The organism is Enterobacter sp. E20 (assembly GCF_000801755.2).
In the GTDB taxonomy this organism is placed as follows: Bacteria; Pseudomonadota; Gammaproteobacteria; order Enterobacterales; family Enterobacteriaceae; genus Enterobacter; species Enterobacter asburiae_B.
Genome location: NZ_CP012999.1, coordinates 3,717,895 through 3,740,636 on the forward strand (window position 1 = coordinate 3,717,895; position 22,742 = coordinate 3,740,636).

The following is a 22,742-nucleotide window of genomic DNA, read 5'->3' on the forward strand; positions in this document are numbered from 1 at the left end:
AAAAGACAACAGGAGCGCATCATGCTGAACACACCCGCCGACAAGTACCAACCCTATCCGACCCTTTCCCTGCCCGACCGCCGCTGGCCGGAGCAACGCATTACCCGCGCGCCGCGCTGGCTCTCAACCGACTTACGCGACGGCAACCAGGCCCTTGCCGAGCCGATGGACAGCACCCGCAAGCTGCAGTTCTGGGATCTGCTGCTGGGCTGCGGATTCAAAGAAATTGAGGTGGCTTTCCCATCCGCCTCGCAGACCGACTTCAACTTCGTTCGCCAGCTGATTGAAGAGAACCGCATCCCGGATGACGTCACGATTCAGGTATTAACCCAGGCGCGGGAAGATCTCATCCATCGCACTTTCGAATCCCTGCGCGGTGCGAAACAGGCCACCGTCCATCTGTATAACGCCACCGCCCCGCTGTTCCGCCGCCTGGTGTTCGGCATGGAGAAAGCGCAAATCGTTGAGCTGGCGACGCGCTCCACGCGGCTAATTCGTCAGCTGTGTGAAGAGAACCCGGACACTCGCTGGCAGTATGAGTATTCCCCGGAGACCTTCTGCTTTACCGAGCCGGAGTTTGCGCTGGAGATTTGTGAAGCCGTGGCGGAGATGTGGCAGCCGTGCGACGAACGGCCCATGGTGATCAACTTACCCGCAACCGTCGAAGTGAGCACGCCGAACGTCTATGCCGACCAGATCGAGTATTTCTGTCGCCACTTCAGCCGCCGCCGGGATGTCTGCATCAGCGTGCATCCGCATAACGACCGCGGTACCGGCGTCGCCAGCGCCGAGCTGGCCGTGATGGCGGGGGCAGACCGCGTGGAGGGCTGTCTGTTTGGTAACGGCGAGCGCACGGGCAACGTCTGCCTGGTGACGCTGGCGATGAACCTCTACAGCCAGGGCGTCAGCCCGAATCTCGACTTTAGCGATATGAACCGGATCGTGGAAGTGGTGGAAGCCTGCAACCAGCTGCCGGTGCATCCGCGCCACCCGTGGGCCGGACGGCTGGCCTATACCGCCTTCTCCGGCTCGCACCAGGACGCGATCAAAAAAGGCTTTGATGCCCGCAGGCCTGGCGATCGCTGGGAGATGCCGTATCTGCCCGTCGATCCGCAGGATATCGGCTGCACCTACGAAGCGGTGATCCGCGTAAACAGCCAGTCAGGGAAAAGCGGCAGCGCGTGGCTCATCGAACAGAATCATGGCCTGAAATTACCCCGCACCCTGCAGCAGGATTTCAGCCAGCACGTGCAGCAGGAAACCGATCGCCACGGAAAAGAGATGACGCAAAATGCGCTGTGGCAGCTTTTCCGCACCCGCTACGGCCTGGTAGCTTCGCCGCAGTTTGCGCTGCAATCCTACCGCAGCGACAGCCAGCAGGACGGCCAGCTGCGTTTGACGGCAAGCATCGCTACGCAGGGGGGAACGCGTCAGCTGGAAGGTCAGGGTAACGGTCTGCTCTCCGCCGCCGCTCACGGCTTAAGCCGCTGGGTCAACGCCCCGTTCGTGATTAAGGATTATCACGAGCATACGTTAGGCGAACGCAGCGACAGCCGCTCGGTGGCCTACATCCGCTGCCTGTTCCAGGACGGCAGCAGCCGCTGGGGCGTGGGCATCGACAGCGACGTGGCGCGCGCGTCGCTTCAGGCGCTCTTAAACGCCGTCAGTCGTTCTTAAAGTAATCGCTGGGTGAGATGCCCATCACCCGGCGGAACATCGCCGTAAAGGCGCTGTGGCTGCCGTAACCCAGATCCAGCGCCACGCGCAGCACCGGCTGGCCCTGCGCCAGCCGCACTAAGGCTTCCAGCAGGCGCGCCCTTCTCAACCATTCGCCGTAGCTTAATCCCGTCTGCTGCTGAAAATGGCGGTTCAGGGTGCGTTCGCTCATGTTCATCATGCTCGCGGCCTGCGCGCTGCTCCAGCTCTCCCCCGCGTTTTGCCGGATTTGCAAACACAGGTGATGTAACGCCTCGCTTTCCGGCTCCGGCAGATGAAACGGCAGCACCGGCATGGTGCGGATTTCATCAAGAATGAGTTCATAGACGCGTTCATCCCGGCTGCCGGGCGAGTACGATTCAGGTAAAGCAAGAGAGACGAGGATCAGCTCGCGCAAAAGCGGCGCGATCTGCACGATCTGACAGGTGGCCGGGAGATCGGCCCGCGCCAGCGGATCGATAAACAGCGTTCGCGCCGCCACGTTGCCGGTGATGCGAAGCGAGTGGCGGGTCCCTGCCGGTAGCCAGACGCCGCGACCGGGAGGAACAACCCAACAGCCCGAAGCCGTATCGACCCGTACCACGCCGCTCAGGGTGTGCAACAGCTGCGCGCAGTCGTGCTCATGCCACGGCTCGCTGTCACCATGAACGTAATCATGGGCAAACGGAACGAGGGGACGATGGGTAAAGGAGAATGTTGAGGTTGTGGTCATGGGGTTAAACCACCCTCACCCCTACCCTCTCCCGGAGGGAGAGGGAAAAGGTGCACTAGATGTGCAGTTCCTGCAGTTTTTCTTTTGGCAGGGCCAGCTCTTCGTTGCTGTTCACGCGAACATCACGCTCGATGATGTGACGCGCGATGTCCTGCGCTTCTTCCAGAGAGTGCATCTGGTAAGTACCGCACTGGTAAACGTTCAGCTCAGGGATCTGGTTCTGCTCTTTCACCTTCAGCACGTCTTCCATCGCCGCTTTCCACGCATCAGCGACGCGTTTCTCTTCCGGCTGGCCAATCAGGCTCATGTAGAAACCGGTACGGCAGCCCATCGGAGAGATGTCGATGATCTCAACGCCGTTGCCGTTCAGATGGTCACGCATGAAACCGGCGAACAGGTGTTCCAGGGTATGAATGCCTTTCTCTGGCATCACTTCTTTATTTGGCACGCAGAAACGCAGATCGAAGACGGTGATCGTGTCGCCGTGCGGGGTGTGCATGGTCTTCGCCACGCGTACTGCAGGTGCTTCCATACGGGTATGGTCGACAGTAAAGCTATCTAATAACGGCATACGTCACCTCCGACAGTGATTTTTTTTAAAATAAACTGAACTCTTCTACAGAATGCACGTCTGACTATATGAAAGACGCGCATTTGTTATCATCATCCCTGAATTCAGAGATGTATATTTTGGCCACAGCGATGTGGCCTTTTTCTTTTCTGCTTAAGACTGCTTCGCCAGAAACGCCTCAAACGACTCGGTATCCGCCGCTTCAACCTCTTTCTGACGCACCACGGACGCATCGCGTTCCGCGACAAAATCCGCTTCGCTCAGCACTTCTAACGGCTCCTGCATCAGCATCTCGCGGTACTCCGCTGAGAGTGAACGCCCGGTGCCGCCAATGCCCTGATCGATCATAGAACGCAGAATACGCGCTGAGAACGTCAGTTCCGGATTATCAAAACATTCCATCAGCTGATCGCAGATCTGTTGATACGCGTCGCCGCCGTCGATGCTGTCCATTGTGCGTGCAACACGCTTCAGGTCGCGGAACAGATCTTTGCCGACTTTTGTCAGCGGGAACTGTGCCGTTTCGCAGCCAATACCCAGCGTCAGGCCCGGCTTACGCCCTTCCAGAATCACGCGATTCCAGTTTGTACGGGTACAAAGCAGTTCGTCTGAACTCATTTCCGGCGCATCCGCCAGCACGCACCAGACCATAAACAGATCCAGGAAGCGAATCTGCTGCTCATCAACGCCAATCGGTGAGAACGGGTTGATATCCAGCGAACGCACTTCAATGTATTCAATCCCGCCGCGCTGCAGCGCATCCGACGGGGTTTCACCGCTGCGCGTTACGCGCTTAGGACGAATAGGCGCATACAGCTCGTTTTCAATCTGCAGCACATTGCTGTTGATTTGCAGGCGCTTGCCGTCTTTTTCGAGGCCGATTTTCTCGTACTCTTCCGACGGGGTTTTGATCGCCCGCTTCAATCCTGCCACATATTCGTGCAATTCGTTAAACGTAATACCGAGATTGCTTTGCGATTTATTGGTATAACCGAGATCGCTCAGGCGCAGAGAGGTGGCGTACGGGAGATAGTACATTCCGCACTCGGTCTTCTCGAACGGCAGCGTGGTCGGTTTCCCCTGCAGGAACGAAGAACAGATCGCCGGGGAGGCACCAAACAGATACGGGATCACCCAGCCGAAACGGTAATAGTTGCGGATCAGGCGGAAGTAGCCTTCAGAGATCGCGTCTTTATCCGTTTCACCGCATTTCGCCTGCCAGAACGCCATTGGCAGCGAGAAGTTGTAATGCACGCCCGAGATCGTCTGCATCAACGCGCCGTAGCGGTTTTTCAGCCCTTCGCGATAGAGCGTTTTCAGCCGGCCGATATTTGACGTGCCGTACTGCGCCAGCTCAATCTCCTGGCCCTGCTCGATATAGCACGGCATGCTGAGGGGCCACATACGTTCGTCGCCCATGTTGCGCGCGGTGTAGCGATGGATATCGCGCATGATCGTCAGCATATGATCAATATCACCCTCTACTGGCGTGATGAACTCCAGCAGTGCCTCAGCGAAATCGGTTGTGATCCATTTATGTGTCAGCGCCGAGCCTAACGCCTTCGGGTGACCCGTCGTCGCTAAGCTACCGTCCGCGTTAACGCGCAGCGTTTCACGCTCAAGACCACGCTGAATACCCTTCAATGCCTGAGGGTGGTTTTCCAGCCAGGCCAGCGCCTGAGATACGTCCGGGATCAAATTGACCTCCCGCCTGTCAAAGTAATGTTACTCAGCATAATTGTAATGGTTGACGATTGAAGGTCGCGTATTCATTCCACCAATTAGTGCCACCACGTCATACCCTGTAGTGTTGCCCACGCCACGAGAACATAGCGCAACGCCTTGCCAAGGCACAAAAAAAAGAGCACCGGTCCCCAGGAGATGCGCATCCATCCCGCCAGCAGACACAGTAAATCGCCTATTACAGGCATCCAGCTTAATAACAGCGTGGCAGCGCCATAGCGTTTTAGCCAGCCGACTGCCTTTTCCTGCCAGCGCGATTTTTCGCGCAGCGGAAAGAAACGCCCAAGAATAACGTTAGTCAGCCCTCCAAGGCTATTACCCATTGTTGCTATTAATACAAGCAGCCAGGGCTGACTCACGCCGGACAACAGCATCGCCACCAGCACCACTTCCGAATTTCCCGGTAACAGCGTGGCGCTTAAAAAACTGCTGGCGAATAATGAGGCAAGTGACAGCGCGTCACTCACAGTAAGCGCACATCCACCGCATCCATTCCGGCATCACGCGCGGCCTGAATGCCGAAATCGGCGTCTTCAAACACGACACATTTTGCCGCCGGGACGCCCATTAATTCTGCGCAAAGCAGGAAGGTGTCCGGTGCGGGCTTGTGATGTTTAACATGATCGGCGGCGACCACGGCAGAAAAATAGTGGCGCAGGCCAAGATGGTTGAGCAAAGCTTCTGCAATCGCGCTTTCGCTCCCGGTTCCTACAGACATCGGGCGGCGCCCGTGCCACTCTTTTACCACATCAATCAGCGGCAGAGGGCGTACGGTATCTAAAAGCATGGCTTTTACCGCATCGGTTTTTTCGCGCGCGAGCAGGTGCGGGTCGAGATCGGCCTGATTCAGTTCAATCACGGCCTGCGCAATACGCCAGGTGGGAGATCCGTTGAGGGCAATCATCGCCTGAAGATCGAAACGCATGCCGTAGCGGCCCAGGACGTCAGTCCAGGCTTGACGATGCGTGGGTTCGGTATCCAGGAGAGTGCCGTCCATATCGAAGATCAAACCGTCATACTGTGCGTACATCGTGCTCTCGCTAAACGATTAACAAAGCATTACTTTATCGTAAATGGTGATTTTTGTCGCTGACTGAGAGTGTGATTGCTGACGGAACGTCGAAGGAATAAACAAAGAAGGAGAAGATGGTGCATCCGGGAGGATTCGAACCTCCGACCGCTCGGTTCGTAGCCGAGTACTCTATCCAGCTGAGCTACGGATGCATCAGGGAACTACTTTCAGAAATAATAATGGTGCATCCGGGAGGATTCGAACCTCCGACCGCTCGGTTCGTAGCCGAGTACTCTATCCAGCTGAGCTACGGATGCATCAGGGTACTGCTTTCAGAAATAGTAAATGGTGCATCCGGGAGGATTCGAACCTCCGACCGCTCGGTTCGTAGCCGAGTACTCTATCCAGCTGAGCTACGGATGCATCGGGATTTACTACTGTACTGCTCGATATTCATATCACTTCTAAAGCAATATGAAGTAATAGATGGTGCATCCGGGAGGATTCGAACCTCCGACCGCTCGGTTCGTAGCCGAGTACTCTATCCAGCTGAGCTACGGATGCAAAATGGCGGTGAGGCGGGGATTCGAACCCCGGATGCAGCTTTTGACCGCATACTCCCTTAGCAGGGGAGCGCCTTCAGCCTCTCGGCCACCTCACCACACAACGCCTCTTTCAAGTGCTTCGAGTTACTCGTTAAGAGCTTCTCGTCGCTGCGTGGCGCATATATTACTTTCTGGGACTTATAAGTCAAACAATTTTCCAAAAGCTTTTATCGTTTGCACAAATCACACGCAATTCGCATGTAAAAGCCGCAAAGAGGGTGTTTTATAAGCGGATTTTGCAGGCATCTTCACAGAAAACCTTTGCAGAAATGGCGGCGTAGGGGCGAGTTTGGGGTAATAGAGTGGTTAAAAAGAGAGCGTTTGAAATTAAACGGTAACGTTGAGCAGGAAAAATGACAGGAGGGTTGCGTCTCGCCCGACAGCGAGACGCGACAATATCAGTAACTGGACTGCTGGGATTTTTCAGCCTGGATACGCTGGTAGATCTCTTCACGGTGGACAGATACTTCTTTAGGAGCGTTAACACCAATACGTACCTGGTTACCCTTTACCCCTAAAACTGTCACGGTGACCTCATCCCCAATCATGAGGGTCTCACCAACTCGACGAGTCAGAATCAGCATTCTTTGCTCCTTGAAAGATTAAAAGAGTCGGGTCTCTTGTATCCCGGCATTATCCATCATATAACGCCAAAAAGTAAGCGATGACAAACACGTAAAGTGTAAGCAGTCACGGCATCACATTCTGTTAAACGTAAGTTTAGCCGATATACACAAACTCAACCTGACTTTATCGTTATCGATAGCACAGTGAACAAGACGCCATAACGTTACCGCTATGGCGTCTGCTTGTGCTTTGTAGTTATTACAGTTTCGCGCTTACCCAGCTTTCAACGCTGGCCAAAGCTTGCGGAAGTGCCGCCGCATCCGTACCACCGGCTTGCGCCATGTCCGGACGACCGCCACCCTTGCCGCCCACCTGCTGAGCGACCATACCAATCAGTTCCCCTGCTTTAACGCGGTCGGTCACATCCTTAGAGACGCCCGCAATCAGAGAAACCTTACCTTCTGCCACTGTCGCCAGCACGATAACGGTAGAACCAAGCTGGTTCTTGAGATCGTCGACCATAGTACGCAGCATCTTAGGCTCAACGCCCGCCAGATCGCTGACCAGCAGTTTGACGCCCTTAATGTCTACAGCCTTGCTGGAGAGGTTTGCACTCTCCTGCGCCGCAGCCTGCTCTTTCAGCTGCTGCAGCTCTTTTTCCAGCTGACGCGTGCGATCCAGCGCAACGCGCACTTTCTCGCCCAGGTTCTGGCTATCGCCTTTCAGCAGCTGCGCGATGTCGTGCAGCTGATCGCTCTGCGCATGCAGGCTGGCAATCGCACCTTCACCGGTCACCGCTTCAATACGACGCACGCCTGCCGCCGTACCCGACTCGGAAACAATGCGGAACAGGCCGATGTCACCGGTGCGCGATGCGTGCGTACCGCCGCACAGCTCGGTAGAGAAGTCGCCCATGCTCAGCACGCGAACGCGGTCGTCATATTTCTCACCAAACAGCGCCATCGCACCTTTTTTCTTGGCGTCCTCGAGCTCCATGATGTGGGTCTCGATTGGCAGGTTACGACGGATCTGCACGTTCACCAGATCTTCCACCGCGCGGATCTCAGACGGTTTCATCGCTTCAAAATGCGAGAAGTCGAAACGCAGCACTTTGTCGTTAACCAGAGAACCTTTCTGTGCAACGTGGGTACCGAGTACGTCGCGCAGGGCAGCGTGCATCAGGTGGGTTGCAGAGTGGTTCAGACGAATGCGCGCGCGGCGAGCTTCATCCACGTTAGCCTGTACGCCCTCGCCCACTTTCAGAGAACCGGAAACCAGTTTGCCCTGGTGACCAATCGCCTGACCGTATTTCTGGGTGTCGCTGACGCTAAAGCTAAAGCCGTTGCCTTTCAGTTCGCCCTTATCGCCAACCTGACCGCCGGATTCCGCGTAGAACGGCGTTTTGTCCAGAATGACAACCGCATCCTGACCCGCGCTGATGCTGTCCACGGCTTTACCGTCAACAAACAGAGCGGTGACTTTGCCGGTCAGTTCCAGCGCGTCATAACCTTTGAATTCCGATGCACTATCAACGCGAATCATCGCGTTGTAGTCCGCACCGAAACCGCTGGACTCACGCGCACGACGACGCTGCTCTTCCATCGCGGCTTCGAAGCCCGCTTCGTCAACTTTGATGTTGCGCTCGCGGCAAACGTCCGCCGTCAGGTCAACCGGGAAGCCGTAGGTGTCGTACAGGCGGAAAGCGGTTTCGCCATCCAGCGTGTCGCCCTTAAGTTTCGCCAGCTCTTCGTCCAGCAGCGCCAGGCCGCGCTCAAGTGTACGCGCAAACTGCTCTTCTTCGGTTTTCAGAACCTGCTCTACCTGCGCCTGCTGGCGTTTCAGCTCATCACCGGCAGCACCCATCACGCCAATCAGTGGCCCAACGAGTTTATAGAAGAAGGTGTCCTTCGCGCCCAGCATGTTGCCGTGACGGATGGCACGACGAATGATACGACGCAGCACGTAGCCACGGTTTTCATTCGACGGGATAACGCCGTCGGCAATCAGGAACGCACAGGAACGAATGTGGTCCGCGATAACGCGCAGCGATTTGTTGTTCAGATCGGTCGCGCCGGTAACGTTCGCAACGGCTTTGATCAGAGTGCTGAACAGGTCAATTTCGTAGTTGGAGTTAACGTGCTGCAGAACCGCGGCAATACGCTCCAGACCCATACCGGTATCGACGGAAGGCTTCGGCAGCGGCTCCATCGTACCGTCGGCCTGACGGTTGAACTGCATGAACACGATGTTCCAGATCTCAATGTAGCGATCGCCGTCTTCTTCCGGGCTGCCTGGAGGGCCACCCCAGATGTGGTCGCCGTGATCGTAGAAGATCTCGGTGCACGGACCGCAAGGGCCGGTATCACCCATCTGCCAGAAGTTGTCAGACGCGTATGGCGCGCCTTTGTTATCACCGATGCGAATAATACGCTCGCGCGGGATCCCGACTTCTTTTTCCCAGATTTCGTAGGCTTCGTCATCGGTTTCATAGACGGTAACCCACAGACGCTCTTTCGGCAGGTTGAACCAGTTTTCACCGGTCAGTAGTTCCCACGCATATTGAATGGCATCGTGTTTGAAGTAGTCGCCGAAGCTGAAGTTACCCAGCATTTCGAAGAAGGTATGGTGACGCGCGGTGTAACCGACGTTTTCCAGGTCGTTGTGTTTACCGCCCGCACGCACGCAACGCTGTGAGGTTGTGGCGCGGGAATAATTACGCTTGTCGAGACCAAGGAACACATCCTTGAACTGGTTCATCCCGGCGTTGGTAAACAGCAGAGTCGGATCGTTGTTCGGTACCAGGGAGCTGCTGGCAACAACCTGGTGTCCCTTACTATGGAAAAAATCGAGAAACGCCTGACGGATCTCAGCGGTGCTCTTGCTCATAATTATCCTGAAATCAAGCTAACGAAATGTCGTAGCCAGCCTGTACCGGTAAACCGTTGGACAGACCAGCTACTGGAAAAAGTGGGAATAAGATAAGTTTTCTTTAGTGGGAAGTAAAATCCCGCATGCGTTCAATCGGCAAAATTACGCCAGATATCCTGAATATCTTCCATGAGAAAGCCGCGGTAGAGCAAAAAGCGCTGGATTTTAACTTTTTCTGAAAACTCACGCGGCAGCGGTTCGCCGTATTTACGAATCGCCTGTTCTCTGGCCAGCTCGCACCAGTCAGTATCACATTCGCGCATCGCTTTTTCGATGGACTCCCTGGCCACCCCTTTCTGGTTCAGTTCCTGCCGGATGCGCGCGGGCCCATATCCTTTACGGCCGCGGCTGGCGAGAAACCGTGAGGCAAAGCGCTCGTCATCGAGATAACGATGCTCATAGCACCAGGCAATCACGCGGTCATAATCTTCCGCGGTGGCATCAATCTCTTCCGGCCCGTTTTTACTCATCACCGGAGCCGACAGTTTTCGCCGCAGCTCCTGTTCACTGTGGTCACGAACGGCCAGGATGCGCACCGCGCGGTCCAGTAAGCGCGCATACGCGGGTCTACGTGTTGTCGGTTCACTCATAAAAAACCTGCTGATTCAGAAATGCAAAAAGGGCCGCATCAGCAGCCCTTCATTTTTAAACGAAACAATTAAAAGTCTTCGTTAGTTTCTTCAGCATCCGCGGCATCGACCACGAAATCAGGTTTGGAGTCCTGGTTGTTCAGCAGAAGCTCACGTACCTTCTTCTCAATCTCTTTCGCTGCAGCCGGGTTCTCTTTCAGCCAGGAGATCGCGTTCGCTTTACCCTGACCAATCTTGTCACCGTTATAGCTGTACCAGGCGCCCGCTTTTTCAATCAGCTTCTCTTTCACGCCCAGGTCAACCAGCTCGCCGAGGAAGTTGATCCCTTCGCCGTAGAGGATCTGGAACTCAGCCTGTTTGAACGGCGCGGCGATTTTGTTCTTCACAACCTTCACGCGGGTTTCGCTACCGACTACGTTTTCGCCCTCTTTCACCGCGCCGATACGGCGGATATCCAGACGGACAGAGGCGTAGAATTTCAGTGCGTTACCACCGGTAGTGGTTTCCGGGTTACCGAACATCACACCAATTTTCATACGGATCTGGTTGATGAAGATCAGCAGCGTGTTGGACTGCTTCAGGTTACCCGCCAGCTTACGCATCGCCTGGCTCATCATACGTGCCGCGAGGCCCATATGCGAGTCACCGATTTCACCTTCGATTTCGGCTTTTGGCGTCAGTGCGGCAACGGAGTCGACCACGATAACGTCAACGGCACCAGAACGCGCCAGCGCGTCACAAATTTCCAGCGCCTGCTCACCGGTGTCCGGCTGAGAACACAGCAGGTTGTCGATATCCACACCCAGCTTGCGGGCATAAACAGGGTCCAGCGCGTGCTCGGCATCGATAAACGCACAGGTTTTACCTTCGCGCTGTGCCGCGGCGATCACCTGCAGCGTCAGGGTGGTTTTACCGGAGGACTCTGGCCCGTAGATTTCTACGATACGGCCCATAGGCAGACCGCCAGCGCCCAGCGCGATATCCAGAGAAAGCGAACCGGTGGAGATGGTTTCCACATCCATGGAACGGTCTTCACCCAGGCGCATGATGGAGCCTTTACCGAATTGCTTTTCGATCTGGCCCAGTGCTGCCGCCAACGCTTTCTGTTTGTTTTCGTCGATAGCCATTATTACTCCTGTCATGCCGGGAGAAGCGACTGTGCTTCACCGTGGATTTCTGTTCTGTTGGTGCAATTATACTGTATGGTCATACAGTATCAAGTGTTTTGTAGAAATTGTTGCCAGAGCGTTTTTAACGCATAAACGGTTGCCTGACGACGTACGCTTTCACGATCGCCGCTGAAGCACTCCCGGCGGGTGATCCCTTCCCCTTTGGAGGTGGCGAACCCAAACCAGACGGTGCCGACAGGCTTCACGTCGCTGCCGCCGTCCGGGCCCGCAATACCGCTAATGGAAATCGCGTAGTCTGCCCGCGCCTCTTTGAGCGCGCCAATGGCCATCTCGATCACCACCGGTTCGCTGACCGCGCCATGCTGTTCAAGCGTGGATTCACGCACGCCAATCATCTGAGCTTTAGCTTCGTTACTGTAGGTCACAAAACCGCGTTCAAACCAGGCGGAACTGCCGGCAATATCGGTAATCGCTTTCGCCACCCAGCCGCCGGTGCAGGATTCCGCGGTGGTGATTGTCGCGCCACGCTGCTTCAGCGCAAGGCCAACGATCTCGCTAAGCTGCATCAATTCATGGTCAGTCATTCTCGCTCCAGGCATCAGAAAAACGTGCTGCACAAGATAGCACTTTCTCGTCAGATGTGGGGATGGACTTCAGGTTTTACGAGGGGGCTTCAGAAAAAAGCCGGTACGGACGCACCGGCGGTGGAAAGGTTATTTCATGCTGTCAGCGAGGGTGTTCACATTGTGGCGAAACGCCTTAACGTAGGTGTCTGCCACCCCACCTTTTGCCGACAGCGCTTCGGGGTAAAGCTCACCCCCGGGCTGTGCGCCCGTCGCCGACGCAATCTGTTTCACCAGACGCGGATCGAGCTGATTCTCCATGAACCAGGTTTTCACGCCGTCGGCTTTAATCTGATTGATAATCTCGGCGACCTGCGCCGCGCTGGCTTCGCTCTCAGACGACAGCCCCTGCGGCGCCATAAACGTCGCGCCGTAAGCGCGGCTGAAATAGCCGAACGCGTCATGGCTGGTCAGCACGTTACGCTTCGCCGGCGGGATCTGACTAAAGCGCGTTTTGGCCCAGTTATCCAGTTGTGTCAGCTGCGCGATATACGGCTTACCGGTAGCCTCGAGCGCCGCTTTATCTTGCGGATCGGCTTTCACCAGCCCGTTCAGAATATTTTGCGCATACAGCGCCCCGTTCGCCGCGCTGTTCCACGCGTGCGGATCGGTCACAGTCTTTCCATCTTCCTCAAGCGTGTGGGTTTTCACCCCTGTTGAGGCGACAACCAGTTGCCCTTTGAACCCGGAGGCTTTCACCAGACGATCAAGCCAGCCTTCCAGCCCCAGGCCGTTCACCACCACCACATCAGCCTTGCTCAGGGCCGCGCTGTCTTTCGGCGACGGTTCGAAGGTATGCGGATCGCCGTCCGGCCCGACCAGCGTCGTCACGTTCACATGGTCGCCGCCCACCTCCTGCGTGATATCCCCCAGTATCGAAAAGCTGGTCACCACATTCAGCGTTTTCGCCATCACGCCGTGCGACATCATCCCCAGCGCGAGCGCCACTACAAATCCTGTACGTTTCATCGTTTCCCCTTGCGTTAAAAATACGCCCGCAGGCTGCCAGCGAGCCTGCTTCGCGTACCCAGTAAAATGGAAATAAAGAACAGCGCGCTGGCGGTGAGCACGATGGACGGCCCGGCCGGTAGGCTCATCGCCCAGGAGAGGCTCAGCCCCAGCCATGCGCAGAAGATACCGCTGATACCCGCCATCAGGAGTAAGGCAGGTAACGTGCGCACCCAGCAGCGGGCTGCCACGGCCGGAAGCATCATCAGCCCAACGGCCATCAGCGTGCCGAGCACCTGAAAACCGGCCACCAGGTTAAGCACCAGCAGCGCCAGAAACAGTCCGTGCAGCAGGCCAGGCAGCCAGCGGGCGTTCACCTGCAGCCAGGCGGTATCAAACGCTTCTGTCACCAGCCCGCGATAAAACAGCGCCAGCGTGATAAGGGTGAACATGCAAACGCCCGTGACAAACAGCGCGGCGTCGTTGTCCACGGCGAGGATGGAGCCAAACAGCAGATGCAGCAGATCGACATTCGACCCGCGCAGCGACACCAGCGTGACCCCCAGCGCCAGCGAGCCAAGATAAAACCCGGCAAAGCTGGCATCTTCTTTCAGGGGCGTGCGTCGACTGACCAGACCGGCCAGCAGCGCCACGGTAATTCCCGCGATAAAACCGCCAATACTCATCGCCAGCAGCGACATACCGCTGAGCAAATACCCCACGGCGACACCCGGCAAAATGGCGTGAGAAAGGGCATCGCCCATCAGGCTCATCCGACGCAGCTGAAGAAACACGCCGAGCGCGGTGGTGCTGACGGAGAGCGCCAGGCAAACCACCAGCGCGCGACGCATAAAGCCGTACTCAATAAACGGCTGAAAAAAGAGATGCCAGATCATGCCACCCTCACCCGCTCGGTTTTCCACTGGGGAACGTCAGCATCCAGCCGCAGCGTCTGCGGGAAATGGCGCGACACGCGCTCGCTGTCGTGCAGTACCGCGAGCAGCGTTTGCCCCTTCATATACATCTCCAGCATCAGGTCCATCAGCACGCTGCAGGTGGCTTCATCGACTCCGGTAAAGGGTTCATCCAGCATCACCAGCGGCGCCTGCTGCACCAGGACGCGGGCAAAGAGCATGCGCTGAAACTGACCGCCGGAGAGTTCATCGATGGTGGATAACGCCATGGACTCAAGCCCGACGCGCTCAAGCGCGCTGGCAATGCGCAACCGCGTTTCGCGACGAAACCCGGAAAAAAGCGACATGCCCGGCCAGCAGCCCATGCTTACCACGTCCTGTACGGTCAGCGGAAACTGCGCCTCCAGCGCGTGACGCTGTGCCAGCCAGCCGATTACCGGCGGCTTCCCCTGCCAGCGGAAGCCGCCGCTGACGGGAGGAATAAATCCCGCCAGCGTTTTCAGCAGCGTGGATTTCCCGCAGCCGTTAGCGCCGATAATGGCGGTCATGCTGCCGCGCTCAATCGTGCCCGAGAGGGGCCGCGTAACGGGCTGGCGTTCATATCCCGCGACCAGTTCATTCATCACAATCATGGCAATGCCACCGCCCAGCGCACGGCCAGCCCGATAAAGGCAACAAGCACCAGCGCCAGCAAAAGCCGAACCAGAGCAGACAGAGAAAAAAGGGACGTTGACATTCTGACACCACATTAAATGTTATAACATAACAATAATGAAAGGCGGTGAAGATGTAAATGGCGGGTTTGAAAAGGGAGTGTGGCGAAATGTTTCTGCAGGAAATAGGTGCGCGCGGGTGCCCTCACCCCAGCCCTCTCCCACAGGGAGAGGGGGAATAAGATGACTTACTGACTAAACGGTGACGCCGCCGGCACGCGGGCCTGCGATACCGCCAGCCCCAGCTGCCATACGGCCATCGCATAGTGAGTGCTGTGGTTATAGCGGGTGATGGCGTAGAAGTTCGGCATGCCGTACCAGTACTGATAGCCCGTCCCGACATCCAGACGCAACAGACTTACCTGATCGACATTGCCCAACGGCTGGGTCGGTGTTAAGCCCGCCGCCGTCAGCTGCGCAACGCTGTATTTGGTTTTGAAGCCGTTTTCCAGCCCCGGCGCCTGACCGTTCGCCTGCACCGCCACCTGGCCGCCTGGCGTCCAGCCGTGCGCTTTGAAGTAGTTCGCCACGCTGCCGATGGCATCTACCGGATCCCACAGGTTGATATGACCATCCCCGTTAAAGTCGACGGCATATTGCTTATAGGAGGACGGCATAAACTGGCCGTAGCCCATCGCGCCGGCAAACGACCCTTTCAGATCGAGCGGATCGTCCTGCTCGCTGCGCGCCATCAGCAGGAAGGTTTCCAGCTCGGAAGAGAAATACTCCGCGCGGCGCGGATAGTTAAAGGAGAGCGTCGCCAGCGCGTCCAGGATGCGGGTTTTACCCATCACGCGGCCCCATCGGGTTTCCACGCCGATAATCCCGACGATGATTTCCGGCGGTACGCCGTACACCTGCCACGCGCGGTTGAGCGCATCTTCATACTGATTCCAGAACACCACGCCGTTTTGCACGTTGTCCGGGGTAATAAACTGTTTGCGGTAGCGCAGCCACGCGCCGTTCGGCCCGCTCGGCACCTGGGCGGTTGGAGCCTGCCTGTCCATCAGGCGCAGCACGTAGTCCAGTCGCTTGGCCTGAGACAAAATTTCGTGCAGCTGCTGTCTGTCAAAGCCGTGCTTGCTCACCATTTTATCGATGAACTGCTCGGCCGCCGGGTTATTCGCGAAGTCGCCGCCCATCTGCATCATATTGTGCTGCGGCTCCAGCAGGAATCCTCCGGAAGGCGCGCCCGCCGTTTGCTGAACGGCTTCGGTCTTAGGTTTGCTACTACAGGCAGACAGCAGAATAAGCGCAGGCAACAGCGCTGCATAACGACGCTTGAACATGAGACATCCATTTAACGGGTTCGATAAGAACCCAGTATGGTAAAGCATCCGCAACACCTCAAGGAAGCGGTACACGCCTCCCCCACGCAAATCCGCCCTTTTTTCCACCGAAAATCATTGACCCCATCAATAAACTTTCAAAATAATCCATTTTTCTTTCATTGTGAGATCTAACTAACACTTTAAAACCTTTCAAAGTGATTATTATTAACCCCGCAACACAAAAACAAAAAAGCCTCACAGGAGAGAAGAATGATAGAAACCATCACCCACGGCGCCGAGTGGTTCATCGGGCTGTTTCAGAAAGGCGGAGAAGTGTTCACCGGCATGGTGACCGGGATCCTGCCCCTGCTGATCAGCCTGCTGGTGATCATGAACGCGCTGATTAACTTTATCGGCCAGCAGCGCATCGAACGCTTCGCCCAGCGCTGTGCCGGTAATCCGCTGTCCCGCTACCTGGTACTGCCGTTCATCGGCACCTTCGTGTTCTGCAACCCGATGACCTTAAGCCTCGGCCGCTTCATGCCGGAAAAGTACAAGCCGAGCTACTACGCCGCCGCCTCCTACAGCTGCCATTCCATGAACGGCCTGTTCCCGCACATTAACCCCGGCGAGCTGTTTGTCTATCTCGGGATCGCCAGCGGTCTTACCACGCTTGGCCTGCCGCTCGGCCCGCTGGCGGTGAGCTATCTGCTGGTCGGCCTGGTCACCAACTTCTTCCGCGGCTGGGTGACCGACCTCACCACCGCCATTTTTGAGAAAAAAATGGGCATCCAGCTTGAACAGAAAGTTCATCTTTCAGGAGCCACAGCATGAACCGGATCCGCATTGAGAAAGGCACGGGCGGCTGGGGCGGCCCGCTGGAGTTCGACGCCACCGAAGGCAAAAAGATCGTCTACATCACCGCAGGCACGCGCCCGGCGATCGTCGACAGGCTGCGCGAGCTGACCGGCTGGGAAGCGGTCGACGGCTTCAAGGAGGGCGAGCCGCCGGAAGCGGAAATCGGCGTGGCGGTGATCGACTGCGGCGGCACGCTGCGCTGCGGTATCTATCCGAAGCGCCGCATTCCGACAGTGAATATTCACTCCACCGGAAAATCCGGCCCGCTGGCGCAGTACATCCTTGAGGACATTTATGTCTCAGGCGTGAAGGAGGACAACATCACTCTGGTGAATGGCACTGCCGCGCCGCAAAAAGCGGCCCCGCGCGAGTACGACACCAGCAAGAAAATCACCGAGCAGAGCGACGGCCTGCTGGCGAAGGTCGGGATGGGCATGGGGTCCGCCGTGGCGGTGCTGTTCCAGTCAGGGCGCGACACCATCGACACGGTGCTGAAAACCATACTGCCGTTTATGGCATTCGTTTCGGCGCTGATCGGCATCATCATGGCGTCCGGCCTGGGCGACTGGATTGCCCACGGCCTCGCCCCGCTCGCCAGCCACCCGCTCGGGCTGGTGACGCTGGCGCTGATCTGCTCCTTCCCGCTGCTGTCGCCGTTCCTCGGCCCGGGCGCGGTGATTGCCCAGGTCATCGGCGTGCTGATTGGCGTGCAGATTGGTCTGGGGAACATTCCCCCGCACCTCGCCCTGCCCGCCCTGTTCGCCATTAACGCCCAGGCGGCGTGCGATTTCATCCCCGTAGGGCTGTCGCTGGCGGAAGCACGCCAGGACACCGTGCGCGTGGGCGTGCCGTCCGTGCTGGTGAGCCGCTTCCTGACGGGCGCGCCGACGGTGCTGATTGCCTGGTTTGTCTCCGGCTTTATTTATCAATAAGAGGTTCCTGCGATGACCGTGATTTACCAGACCACCATTACCCGCATCGGCCAGAGCGCGGCTGACGCGCTGAGCGACCAGATGCTGATCACCTTCCGCGAAGGCGCCCCGGCGGATATCGAAGAGTTTTGCTTTATCCACTGTCACGGCGAGCTGAAGGGCGAGCTGAAGGCCGGGAGCCAGCTGGAGCTGGGCGAGGCGCGCTATGCCGTGACCGCCGTCGGCGACGTGGCCGAGCAAAACCTGCGCGAGCTGGGCCACATCACCCTGCGTTTCGACGGCCAGCCGCAGGCCGAATATCCCGGCACGGTTCACGTGGCGGGCCCGGTTCCGCAGGCTGTCACCCCAGGCTGCACGTTAAAATTTGTTGCGTAATTAAGGAGAAACACATGAGTCAGGTTGCCGTTGTCATTGGTGGAGGACAAACCTTAGGCGAGTTCCTCTGCCGTGGGCTTGCCGCAGAGGGCTACCGCGTGGCGGTAGTGGACATTCAGAGTGAAAAAGCCGCCCGGGTGGCGGACACCATTAACACCGAGTTTGGTGAAGGGATGGCGTACGGGTTTGGCGCCGACGCCACCAGCGAGCAGAGCGTGATGGCGCTGGCCCGCGGCGTGGACGAGATTTTTGGGCGTACCGACCTGCTGGTCTACAGCGCGGGGATTGCGAAAGCGGCCTTTATCAGCGATTTCGAACTGGGGGATTTTGACCGTTCGCTACAGGTGAATCTGGTGGGCTATTTCCTCTGCGCCCGCGAGTTTTCCCGTCTGATGATCCGCGACGGCATTCAGGGGCGCATCATTCAGATCAACTCCAAATCGGGGAAAGTGGGCAGCAAGCATAACTCCGGCTACAGCGCGGCGAAGTTTGGCGGCGTGGGGCTGACGCAGTCTCTGGCGCTGGATCTGGCCGAGTACGGCATTACCGTGCACTCGCTGATGCTGGGCAACCTGCTGAAATCGCCGATGTTCCAGTCCCTGCTGCCGCAGTACGCCACCAAGCTCGGCATCAAGGCTGAGGAAGTGGAGCAGTACTACATCGATAAAGTGCCGCTGAAGCGCGGGTGCGATTATCAGGACGTGCTGAACATGCTGCTGTTTTACGCCAGCCCGAAAGCCTCGTACTGCACCGGGCAGTCGATTAACGTCACCGGCGGGCAGGTGATGTTCTGATCGAGCGGGCTGATGCCCTCACCCTTACCCTCTCCCACCGGGAGAGGGAACAAAACAAGGAGCCGATATGGTCACCGCACTCATCACCGTCGCCGCCCTCGCCTGGATTTTCCAGATGGCGTTTGGCGGCTGGCAGATCCACCAGTTTAACCGCGCGTTTGACGCGCTGTGTCAGAAAGGTCGCGTCGGGGTCGGGCGTTCCGGCGGACGCTTCAAACCGCGCGTGGTCGTCGCCGTTGCGCTGGATGAAAACAATCACGTCTGCGATTCCCTCATCATGCGCGGCATGACCGTCTTTGCCCGACCGGTGAAAATCCAGGCAATCAACGGCATTTCGCTGCAGGAATTACGGCCTGATGTGATCTTTCCCCATGATCCACTCTGTCAGAATGCACTATCATTAGCGCTTAATCTGAAACATGGATAATTTCGTTGTGAAAGCTATAGACTTGCGAAATTATCATTTCGCAACCTAAGGAACGAAGCGCCTATGAAACCTCGTCAGCGGCAGGCGGCCATTCTCGAGCATCTGCAAAAGCAGGGAAAATGCTCGGTAGAGGATCTGGCCCACTACTTTGACACCACCGGCACGACAATACGCAAGGACCTGGTATTGCTCGAAAACTCTGGCGCCGTCATTCGAACCTACGGCGGCGTGGTGCTCAATAAGGACGAAGCGGACCCGCCTATCGACCACAAAACGCTGATTAATACCCACCAGAAAGCGCTGATTGCCGAAGCCGCCGTCAAATTTATCCACGATGGCGATTCCATCATTCTGGATGCAGGCAGCACCGTCCTGCAGATGATCCCGCTGCTCAGCCGCTTTAACAACATCACGGTGATGACCAACAGCCTGCACATCGTCAACGCCCTGTCGGAGTTCGACAGCGAGCAGACCATCCTGATGCCCGGCGGCACCTTCCGCAAAAAATCGGCGTCGTTTCACGGCCAGCTTGCGGAGAATGCCTTCGACCACTTCAGCTTTGATAAACTCTTTATGGGCACCGACGGCATCGACCTGAACGCCGGTGTTACGACGTTCAACGAGGTGTTCAGCGTCAGTAAAGCGATGTGCAACGCCGCGCGGGAAGTGATTTTGATGGCAGACTCGTCGAAGTTTGGCCGCAAAAGCCCCAACATTGTCTGTAGCCTTGAAAGCGTTGATAAGCTGATTACCGACGCGGGTATCGACCCGGCGTTCAGGAAAGCGCTGGAAGAGAAAGGAATCGACGTGATCGTAACCGGAGAGAGAGATGAGTGATTTTCTGTTAGAAACGGGCCGCCAGACGCTGATGCTGGAACTGCAGGAAGCCAGCCGCCTGCCCGAACGTCTGGGCGAGGATTTCGTCCGCGCGGCCAACACCATTATCCACTGCGAAGGCAAAGTGATCGTGGCGGGCATCGGTAAATCCGGCCATATCGGCAAAAAGATTGCCGCGACGCTCGCCAGCACCGGCACCCCGGCGTTCTTCGTGCATCCGGCAGAGGCGCTGCACGGCGATCTGGGGATGATTGAAAGCCGCGACGTGATGCTGTTTATCTCCTACTCCGGTTCGGCCAAAGAGCTGGATCTGATTATTCCGCGCCTGCAGGAAAAATCGGTCGCCCTGCTGGCGATGACCGGGAAATCCCGCTCGCCGCTGGCGCTGGCCGCCAAAGCGACGCTGGATATTTCCGTTGAGCGTGAAGCCTGTCCGATGCACCTCGCCCCGACCTCCAGCACCGTTAACACCCTGATGATGGGCGACGCGCTGGCAATGGCGGTAATGCAGGCGCGCGGCTTTAACGAAGAAGATTTCGCCCGTTCGCATCCGGCGGGCGCGCTCGGCGCACGCCTGCTCAACAAGGTTCACCACCTGATGCGCACCGACGATGCCATTCCGCAGGTCAAGCTCGATACCAGCGTCATGGACGCGATGCTGGAGCTCAGCCGCACCGGCCTTGGGCTGGTTGCGGTGTGCGATGACGGCGGGAGCGTTAAGGGCGTGTTCACTGACGGCGACCTGCGCCGCTGGCTGGTGGGCGGCGGCAGGCTGGAAACCAAAGTGTCGGACGCCATGACCAAAGGCGGGCTGACGCTGAACGCCGAGAGCCGCGCCATTGAAGCCAAAGAGGTGCTGATGAAGCGCAAAATTACCGCCGCACCGGTGGTGGATGACGCCGGCAGGCTGTGCGGCGCCATCAACCTGCAGGATTTCTATCAGGCCGGGATTATCTAACCCTTCAGTCCCAGACGCTTCGCCAGCCTGTGCAGGTTGGCGACGTCCATCTCCAGCGCCCGCGCGCACGCCGCCCAGCTGCGGTTATTCTGCTCCAGCGCGCGGGTAATCATCTGACGCTGAAATATCTCCGTGGCTTCACGCAGATTTTCATTCGCTATCTCGGGTACTGCCTGGGCGATAGCCGGTACGGTTTCATCCTGCAGCGCAAAATGCCGCGCGTGGAGCACCACTTCATCACCCGAACGCGTCGCCCGCGCCAGCACCACCGCGCGGTGAATCGCATGCTCCAGCTCGCGCACGTTGCCCGGCCAGCCGTAGCTCAGCAGATGCGACCTCGCACCCGGGCTCAGCACCACGCGGGAAAGCCCCATCCTGAGACGGCACTGCTCGCAGAAAAAGCCCGCCAGCAGCACCACGTCGTCACCGCGCTCGCGCAGCGGCGGCACGGTAAGCGGGAACACGCTCAGGCGATGGAACAGGTCGGCGCGGAACTGCCCTGCCAGTACCGCTTCACGCAGGTCACGGTTGGTGGCCGCCAGCACGCGAACGTCCACTCTGTGGCTGCGGTCATCCCCCACGCGCTGGATGTCGCCGTACTGCAGCACGCGCAGCAGCTTGGCCTGCAGCGACAGGGTGAGCTCGCCGATTTCATCCAGAAACAGCGTGCCGTTATCGGCCATTTCGAACTTGCCGCTGCGGTTGCTGATGGCTCCGGTAAACGCCCCTTTTACGTGACCAAACAGCTCGCTTTCCGCCACGCTTTCCGGCAGCGCGGCGCAGTTGAGGTACACCAGCGGGTTCACCGCGCGCGGCGACGCTTCGTGAATGGACTTCGCCACCAGCTCCTTGCCGGTGCCGGTTTCCCCGAAGATCAGCACGTTCAAATCTGAGGCGGCGACAATCTCAATCTCTTTTTTGAGCTGCGCCATGCCCGGAGAGAGGCCGATCATCTCCGTGTGCGTCACCTGCTCAAACGCCGCCGGGCTGCCGGGAAGAATGTTCTGGCTCTCCAGCTGTTCAATCAGCAGGGCATTGTTCAGCGCCCCGGCGGCCAGGGCGGCAATCAGGCGCAGCTCTTCGTCGCTAAAGGTGTCGAACTGGTCCGGCGACAGGCCGTCAAGGGTCAGTGCGCCAATCAGGTTTTGTCCGGCAAACAGCGGCAGGCCGATACAGGCGTGCACCTTCAGGCTCTCCTGTCCGGGAATAAGCCCGTCGTACGGGTCGGGCAAGTCGCTGTCCGCCGGGAAACGCACCACGTCACCCGCGCGGGCGATAGTTTCCAGACGCGGATGGCCCTCAAGGGTAAAACGCCGCCCGAGCACGTCCTTCGCCAGCCCGTCGATAGCCAGCGGAATAAACTGCCGCCCCTCGTAGCGCAGCAGCGCGGACGCATCGCACTCAAGCACGTGGCGCAGCGTGGAGATCAGCCGCTGAAAGCGGTCCTGATGGCCGATACCGGTCTGCAGCTCAATGGCGATCTTCGCCAGCACGTCTACGGAAAAGCTCATAGTGACC

The 22,742-nt window shown here is 57.7% G+C and carries 23 protein-coding genes and 5 tRNA genes; 8 read left to right on the forward strand and 20 right to left on the reverse strand.

Annotated elements, in window-relative coordinates:
- The first annotated feature begins 21 nt into the window (after positions 1–21).
- Complete coding sequence (gene leuA, locus NI40_RS17265) at positions 22–1,677, forward strand: 2-isopropylmalate synthase (RefSeq protein WP_039263408.1); 1,656 nt, start codon at positions 22–24, stop codon at positions 1,675–1,677.
- Here the strand turns inward: leuA and NI40_RS17270 are convergent.
- From NI40_RS17270 to mltB, 19 genes are all read right to left on the reverse strand, one after another.
- On the reverse strand, positions 1,664–2,428 hold the full coding sequence (locus tag NI40_RS17270) for an AraC family transcriptional regulator (RefSeq protein WP_039263407.1): 765 nt from the start codon (positions 2,426–2,428) through the stop codon (positions 1,664–1,666). The genes leuA and NI40_RS17270 overlap by 14 nt on opposite strands.
- A 55-nt stretch (positions 2,429–2,483) precedes the next feature.
- Positions 2,484–2,999, reverse strand: a complete 516-nt coding sequence (gene luxS / locus NI40_RS17275) for an S-ribosylhomocysteine lyase (protein WP_014884972.1) — start codon at positions 2,997–2,999, stop codon at positions 2,484–2,486.
- 153 nt (positions 3,000–3,152) lie between these two features.
- Positions 3,153–4,697, reverse strand: coding sequence for a glutamate--cysteine ligase (gshA, locus tag NI40_RS17280; protein ID WP_039263405.1), 1,545 nt, complete (start codon positions 4,695–4,697; stop codon positions 3,153–3,155).
- Positions 4,698–4,780: 83 nt separating this feature from the next.
- Positions 4,781–5,209 (reverse strand): YqaA family protein, encoded by a 429-nt coding sequence (locus NI40_RS17285; RefSeq protein WP_008499541.1) that lies wholly within the window; start codon positions 5,207–5,209, stop codon positions 4,781–4,783.
- Positions 5,206–5,772, reverse strand: a complete 567-nt coding sequence (gene yqaB, locus NI40_RS17290; protein ID WP_032648006.1) for a fructose-1-phosphate/6-phosphogluconate phosphatase — start codon at positions 5,770–5,772, stop codon at positions 5,206–5,208. Before yqaB ends, NI40_RS17285 begins: the two co-directional genes overlap by 4 nt.
- Positions 5,773–5,889: 117 nt before the next feature.
- Positions 5,890–5,966 (reverse strand) — tRNA-Arg (locus tag NI40_RS17295).
- 28 nt (positions 5,967–5,994) lie between these two features.
- Positions 5,995–6,071, reverse strand: a tRNA-Arg gene (locus tag NI40_RS17300).
- A 29-nt stretch (positions 6,072–6,100) separates the two neighbouring features.
- Positions 6,101–6,177 (reverse strand) — tRNA-Arg (locus NI40_RS17305).
- Positions 6,178–6,241: 64 nt separating this feature from the next.
- A tRNA-Arg gene (locus tag NI40_RS17310) sits at positions 6,242–6,318 on the reverse strand.
- 4 nt (positions 6,319–6,322) lie between these two features.
- Positions 6,323–6,415 (reverse strand) — tRNA-Ser (locus tag NI40_RS17315).
- 342 nt (positions 6,416–6,757) lie between these two features.
- Positions 6,758–6,943: a carbon storage regulator CsrA gene (csrA, locus tag NI40_RS17320; protein ID WP_000906486.1), complete on the reverse strand. Its 186-nt coding sequence runs from the start codon at positions 6,941–6,943 to the stop codon at positions 6,758–6,760.
- A 241-nt stretch (positions 6,944–7,184) separates the two neighbouring features.
- Positions 7,185–9,812: an alanine--tRNA ligase gene (alaS, locus tag NI40_RS17325; protein WP_039263403.1), complete on the reverse strand. Its 2,628-nt coding sequence runs from the start codon at positions 9,810–9,812 to the stop codon at positions 7,185–7,187.
- 131 nt (positions 9,813–9,943) lie between these two features.
- On the reverse strand, positions 9,944–10,444 hold the full coding sequence (gene recX, locus NI40_RS17330; RefSeq protein ID WP_033146366.1) for a recombination regulator RecX: 501 nt from the start codon (positions 10,442–10,444) through the stop codon (positions 9,944–9,946).
- Between the two features lie 68 nt (positions 10,445–10,512).
- Entirely contained in the window at positions 10,513–11,571 is a 1,059-nt protein-coding gene (gene recA, locus NI40_RS17335) for a recombinase RecA (protein WP_023308943.1), read from the reverse strand.
- Between the two features lie 89 nt (positions 11,572–11,660).
- Complete coding sequence (pncC, locus tag NI40_RS17340) at positions 11,661–12,158, reverse strand: nicotinamide-nucleotide amidase (protein ID WP_023308944.1); 498 nt, start codon at positions 12,156–12,158, stop codon at positions 11,661–11,663.
- A gap of 129 nt (positions 12,159–12,287) precedes the next feature.
- Positions 12,288–13,166 carry a metal ABC transporter substrate-binding protein gene (locus tag NI40_RS17345; protein ID WP_039263401.1) on the reverse strand — a complete coding sequence of 293 codons (879 nt, stop codon included), beginning with the start codon at positions 13,164–13,166 and terminating at the stop codon, positions 12,288–12,290.
- Between the two features lie 14 nt (positions 13,167–13,180).
- Positions 13,181–14,041, reverse strand: coding sequence for a metal ABC transporter permease (locus tag NI40_RS17350; protein WP_039263400.1), 861 nt, complete (start codon positions 14,039–14,041; stop codon positions 13,181–13,183).
- Positions 14,038–14,691 carry a metal ABC transporter ATP-binding protein gene (locus tag NI40_RS17355; RefSeq protein WP_039263399.1) on the reverse strand — a complete coding sequence of 218 codons (654 nt, stop codon included), beginning with the start codon at positions 14,689–14,691 and terminating at the stop codon, positions 14,038–14,040. Before NI40_RS17355 ends, NI40_RS17350 begins: the two co-directional genes overlap by 4 nt.
- Positions 14,692–14,960: 269 nt before the next feature.
- A complete protein-coding gene (gene mltB / locus NI40_RS17360) occupies positions 14,961–16,061 on the reverse strand; it encodes a lytic murein transglycosylase B (RefSeq protein ID WP_172620295.1) in 1,101 nt (366 codons plus the stop codon).
- 252 nt (positions 16,062–16,313) lie between these two features.
- On the opposite strand from mltB, the gene srlA reads away from it, so the two are divergent.
- The 7 genes from srlA (at position 16,314) to gutQ (ending at position 21,224) form a co-directional block, all read left to right on the forward strand.
- Positions 16,314–16,877: a PTS glucitol/sorbitol transporter subunit IIC gene (gene srlA, locus NI40_RS17365; protein WP_023333189.1), complete on the forward strand. Its 564-nt coding sequence runs from the start codon at positions 16,314–16,316 to the stop codon at positions 16,875–16,877.
- Positions 16,874–17,833, forward strand: a complete 960-nt coding sequence (gene srlE / locus NI40_RS17370) for a PTS glucitol/sorbitol transporter subunit IIB (RefSeq protein WP_023308950.1) — start codon at positions 16,874–16,876, stop codon at positions 17,831–17,833. The genes srlA and srlE overlap by 4 nt, the downstream gene beginning before the upstream one ends.
- Before the next feature lie 12 nt (positions 17,834–17,845).
- Positions 17,846–18,208 carry a PTS glucitol/sorbitol transporter subunit IIA gene (srlB, locus tag NI40_RS17375; protein WP_023308951.1) on the forward strand — a complete coding sequence of 121 codons (363 nt, stop codon included), beginning with the start codon at positions 17,846–17,848 and terminating at the stop codon, positions 18,206–18,208.
- A 14-nt stretch (positions 18,209–18,222) separates the two neighbouring features.
- Positions 18,223–19,002: a sorbitol-6-phosphate dehydrogenase gene (gene srlD / locus NI40_RS17380; protein ID WP_023294411.1), complete on the forward strand. Its 780-nt coding sequence runs from the start codon at positions 18,223–18,225 to the stop codon at positions 19,000–19,002.
- Positions 19,003–19,069: 67 nt separating this feature from the next.
- Entirely contained in the window at positions 19,070–19,429 is a 360-nt protein-coding gene (gutM, locus tag NI40_RS17385) for a transcriptional regulator GutM (RefSeq protein WP_039263396.1), read from the forward strand.
- A gap of 63 nt (positions 19,430–19,492) precedes the next feature.
- The gene (gene srlR, locus NI40_RS17390; protein ID WP_021241949.1) at positions 19,493–20,266 is read left to right on the forward strand and encodes a glucitol operon DNA-binding transcriptional repressor SrlR; all 774 of its coding nucleotides are present in this window, start codon (positions 19,493–19,495) and stop codon (positions 20,264–20,266) included.
- Positions 20,259–21,224, forward strand: coding sequence for an arabinose-5-phosphate isomerase GutQ (gene gutQ, locus NI40_RS17395; RefSeq protein WP_033146372.1), 966 nt, complete (start codon positions 20,259–20,261; stop codon positions 21,222–21,224). The genes srlR and gutQ overlap by 8 nt, the downstream gene beginning before the upstream one ends.
- On the opposite strand, the gene norR is transcribed toward gutQ, so the two are convergent.
- Positions 21,221–22,735, reverse strand: a complete 1,515-nt coding sequence (norR, locus tag NI40_RS17400) for a nitric oxide reductase transcriptional regulator NorR (protein WP_039263395.1) — start codon at positions 22,733–22,735, stop codon at positions 21,221–21,223. The two genes, gutQ and norR, sit on opposite strands and share 4 nt — an antisense overlap.
- Positions 22,736–22,742: the final 7 nt, after the last annotated feature.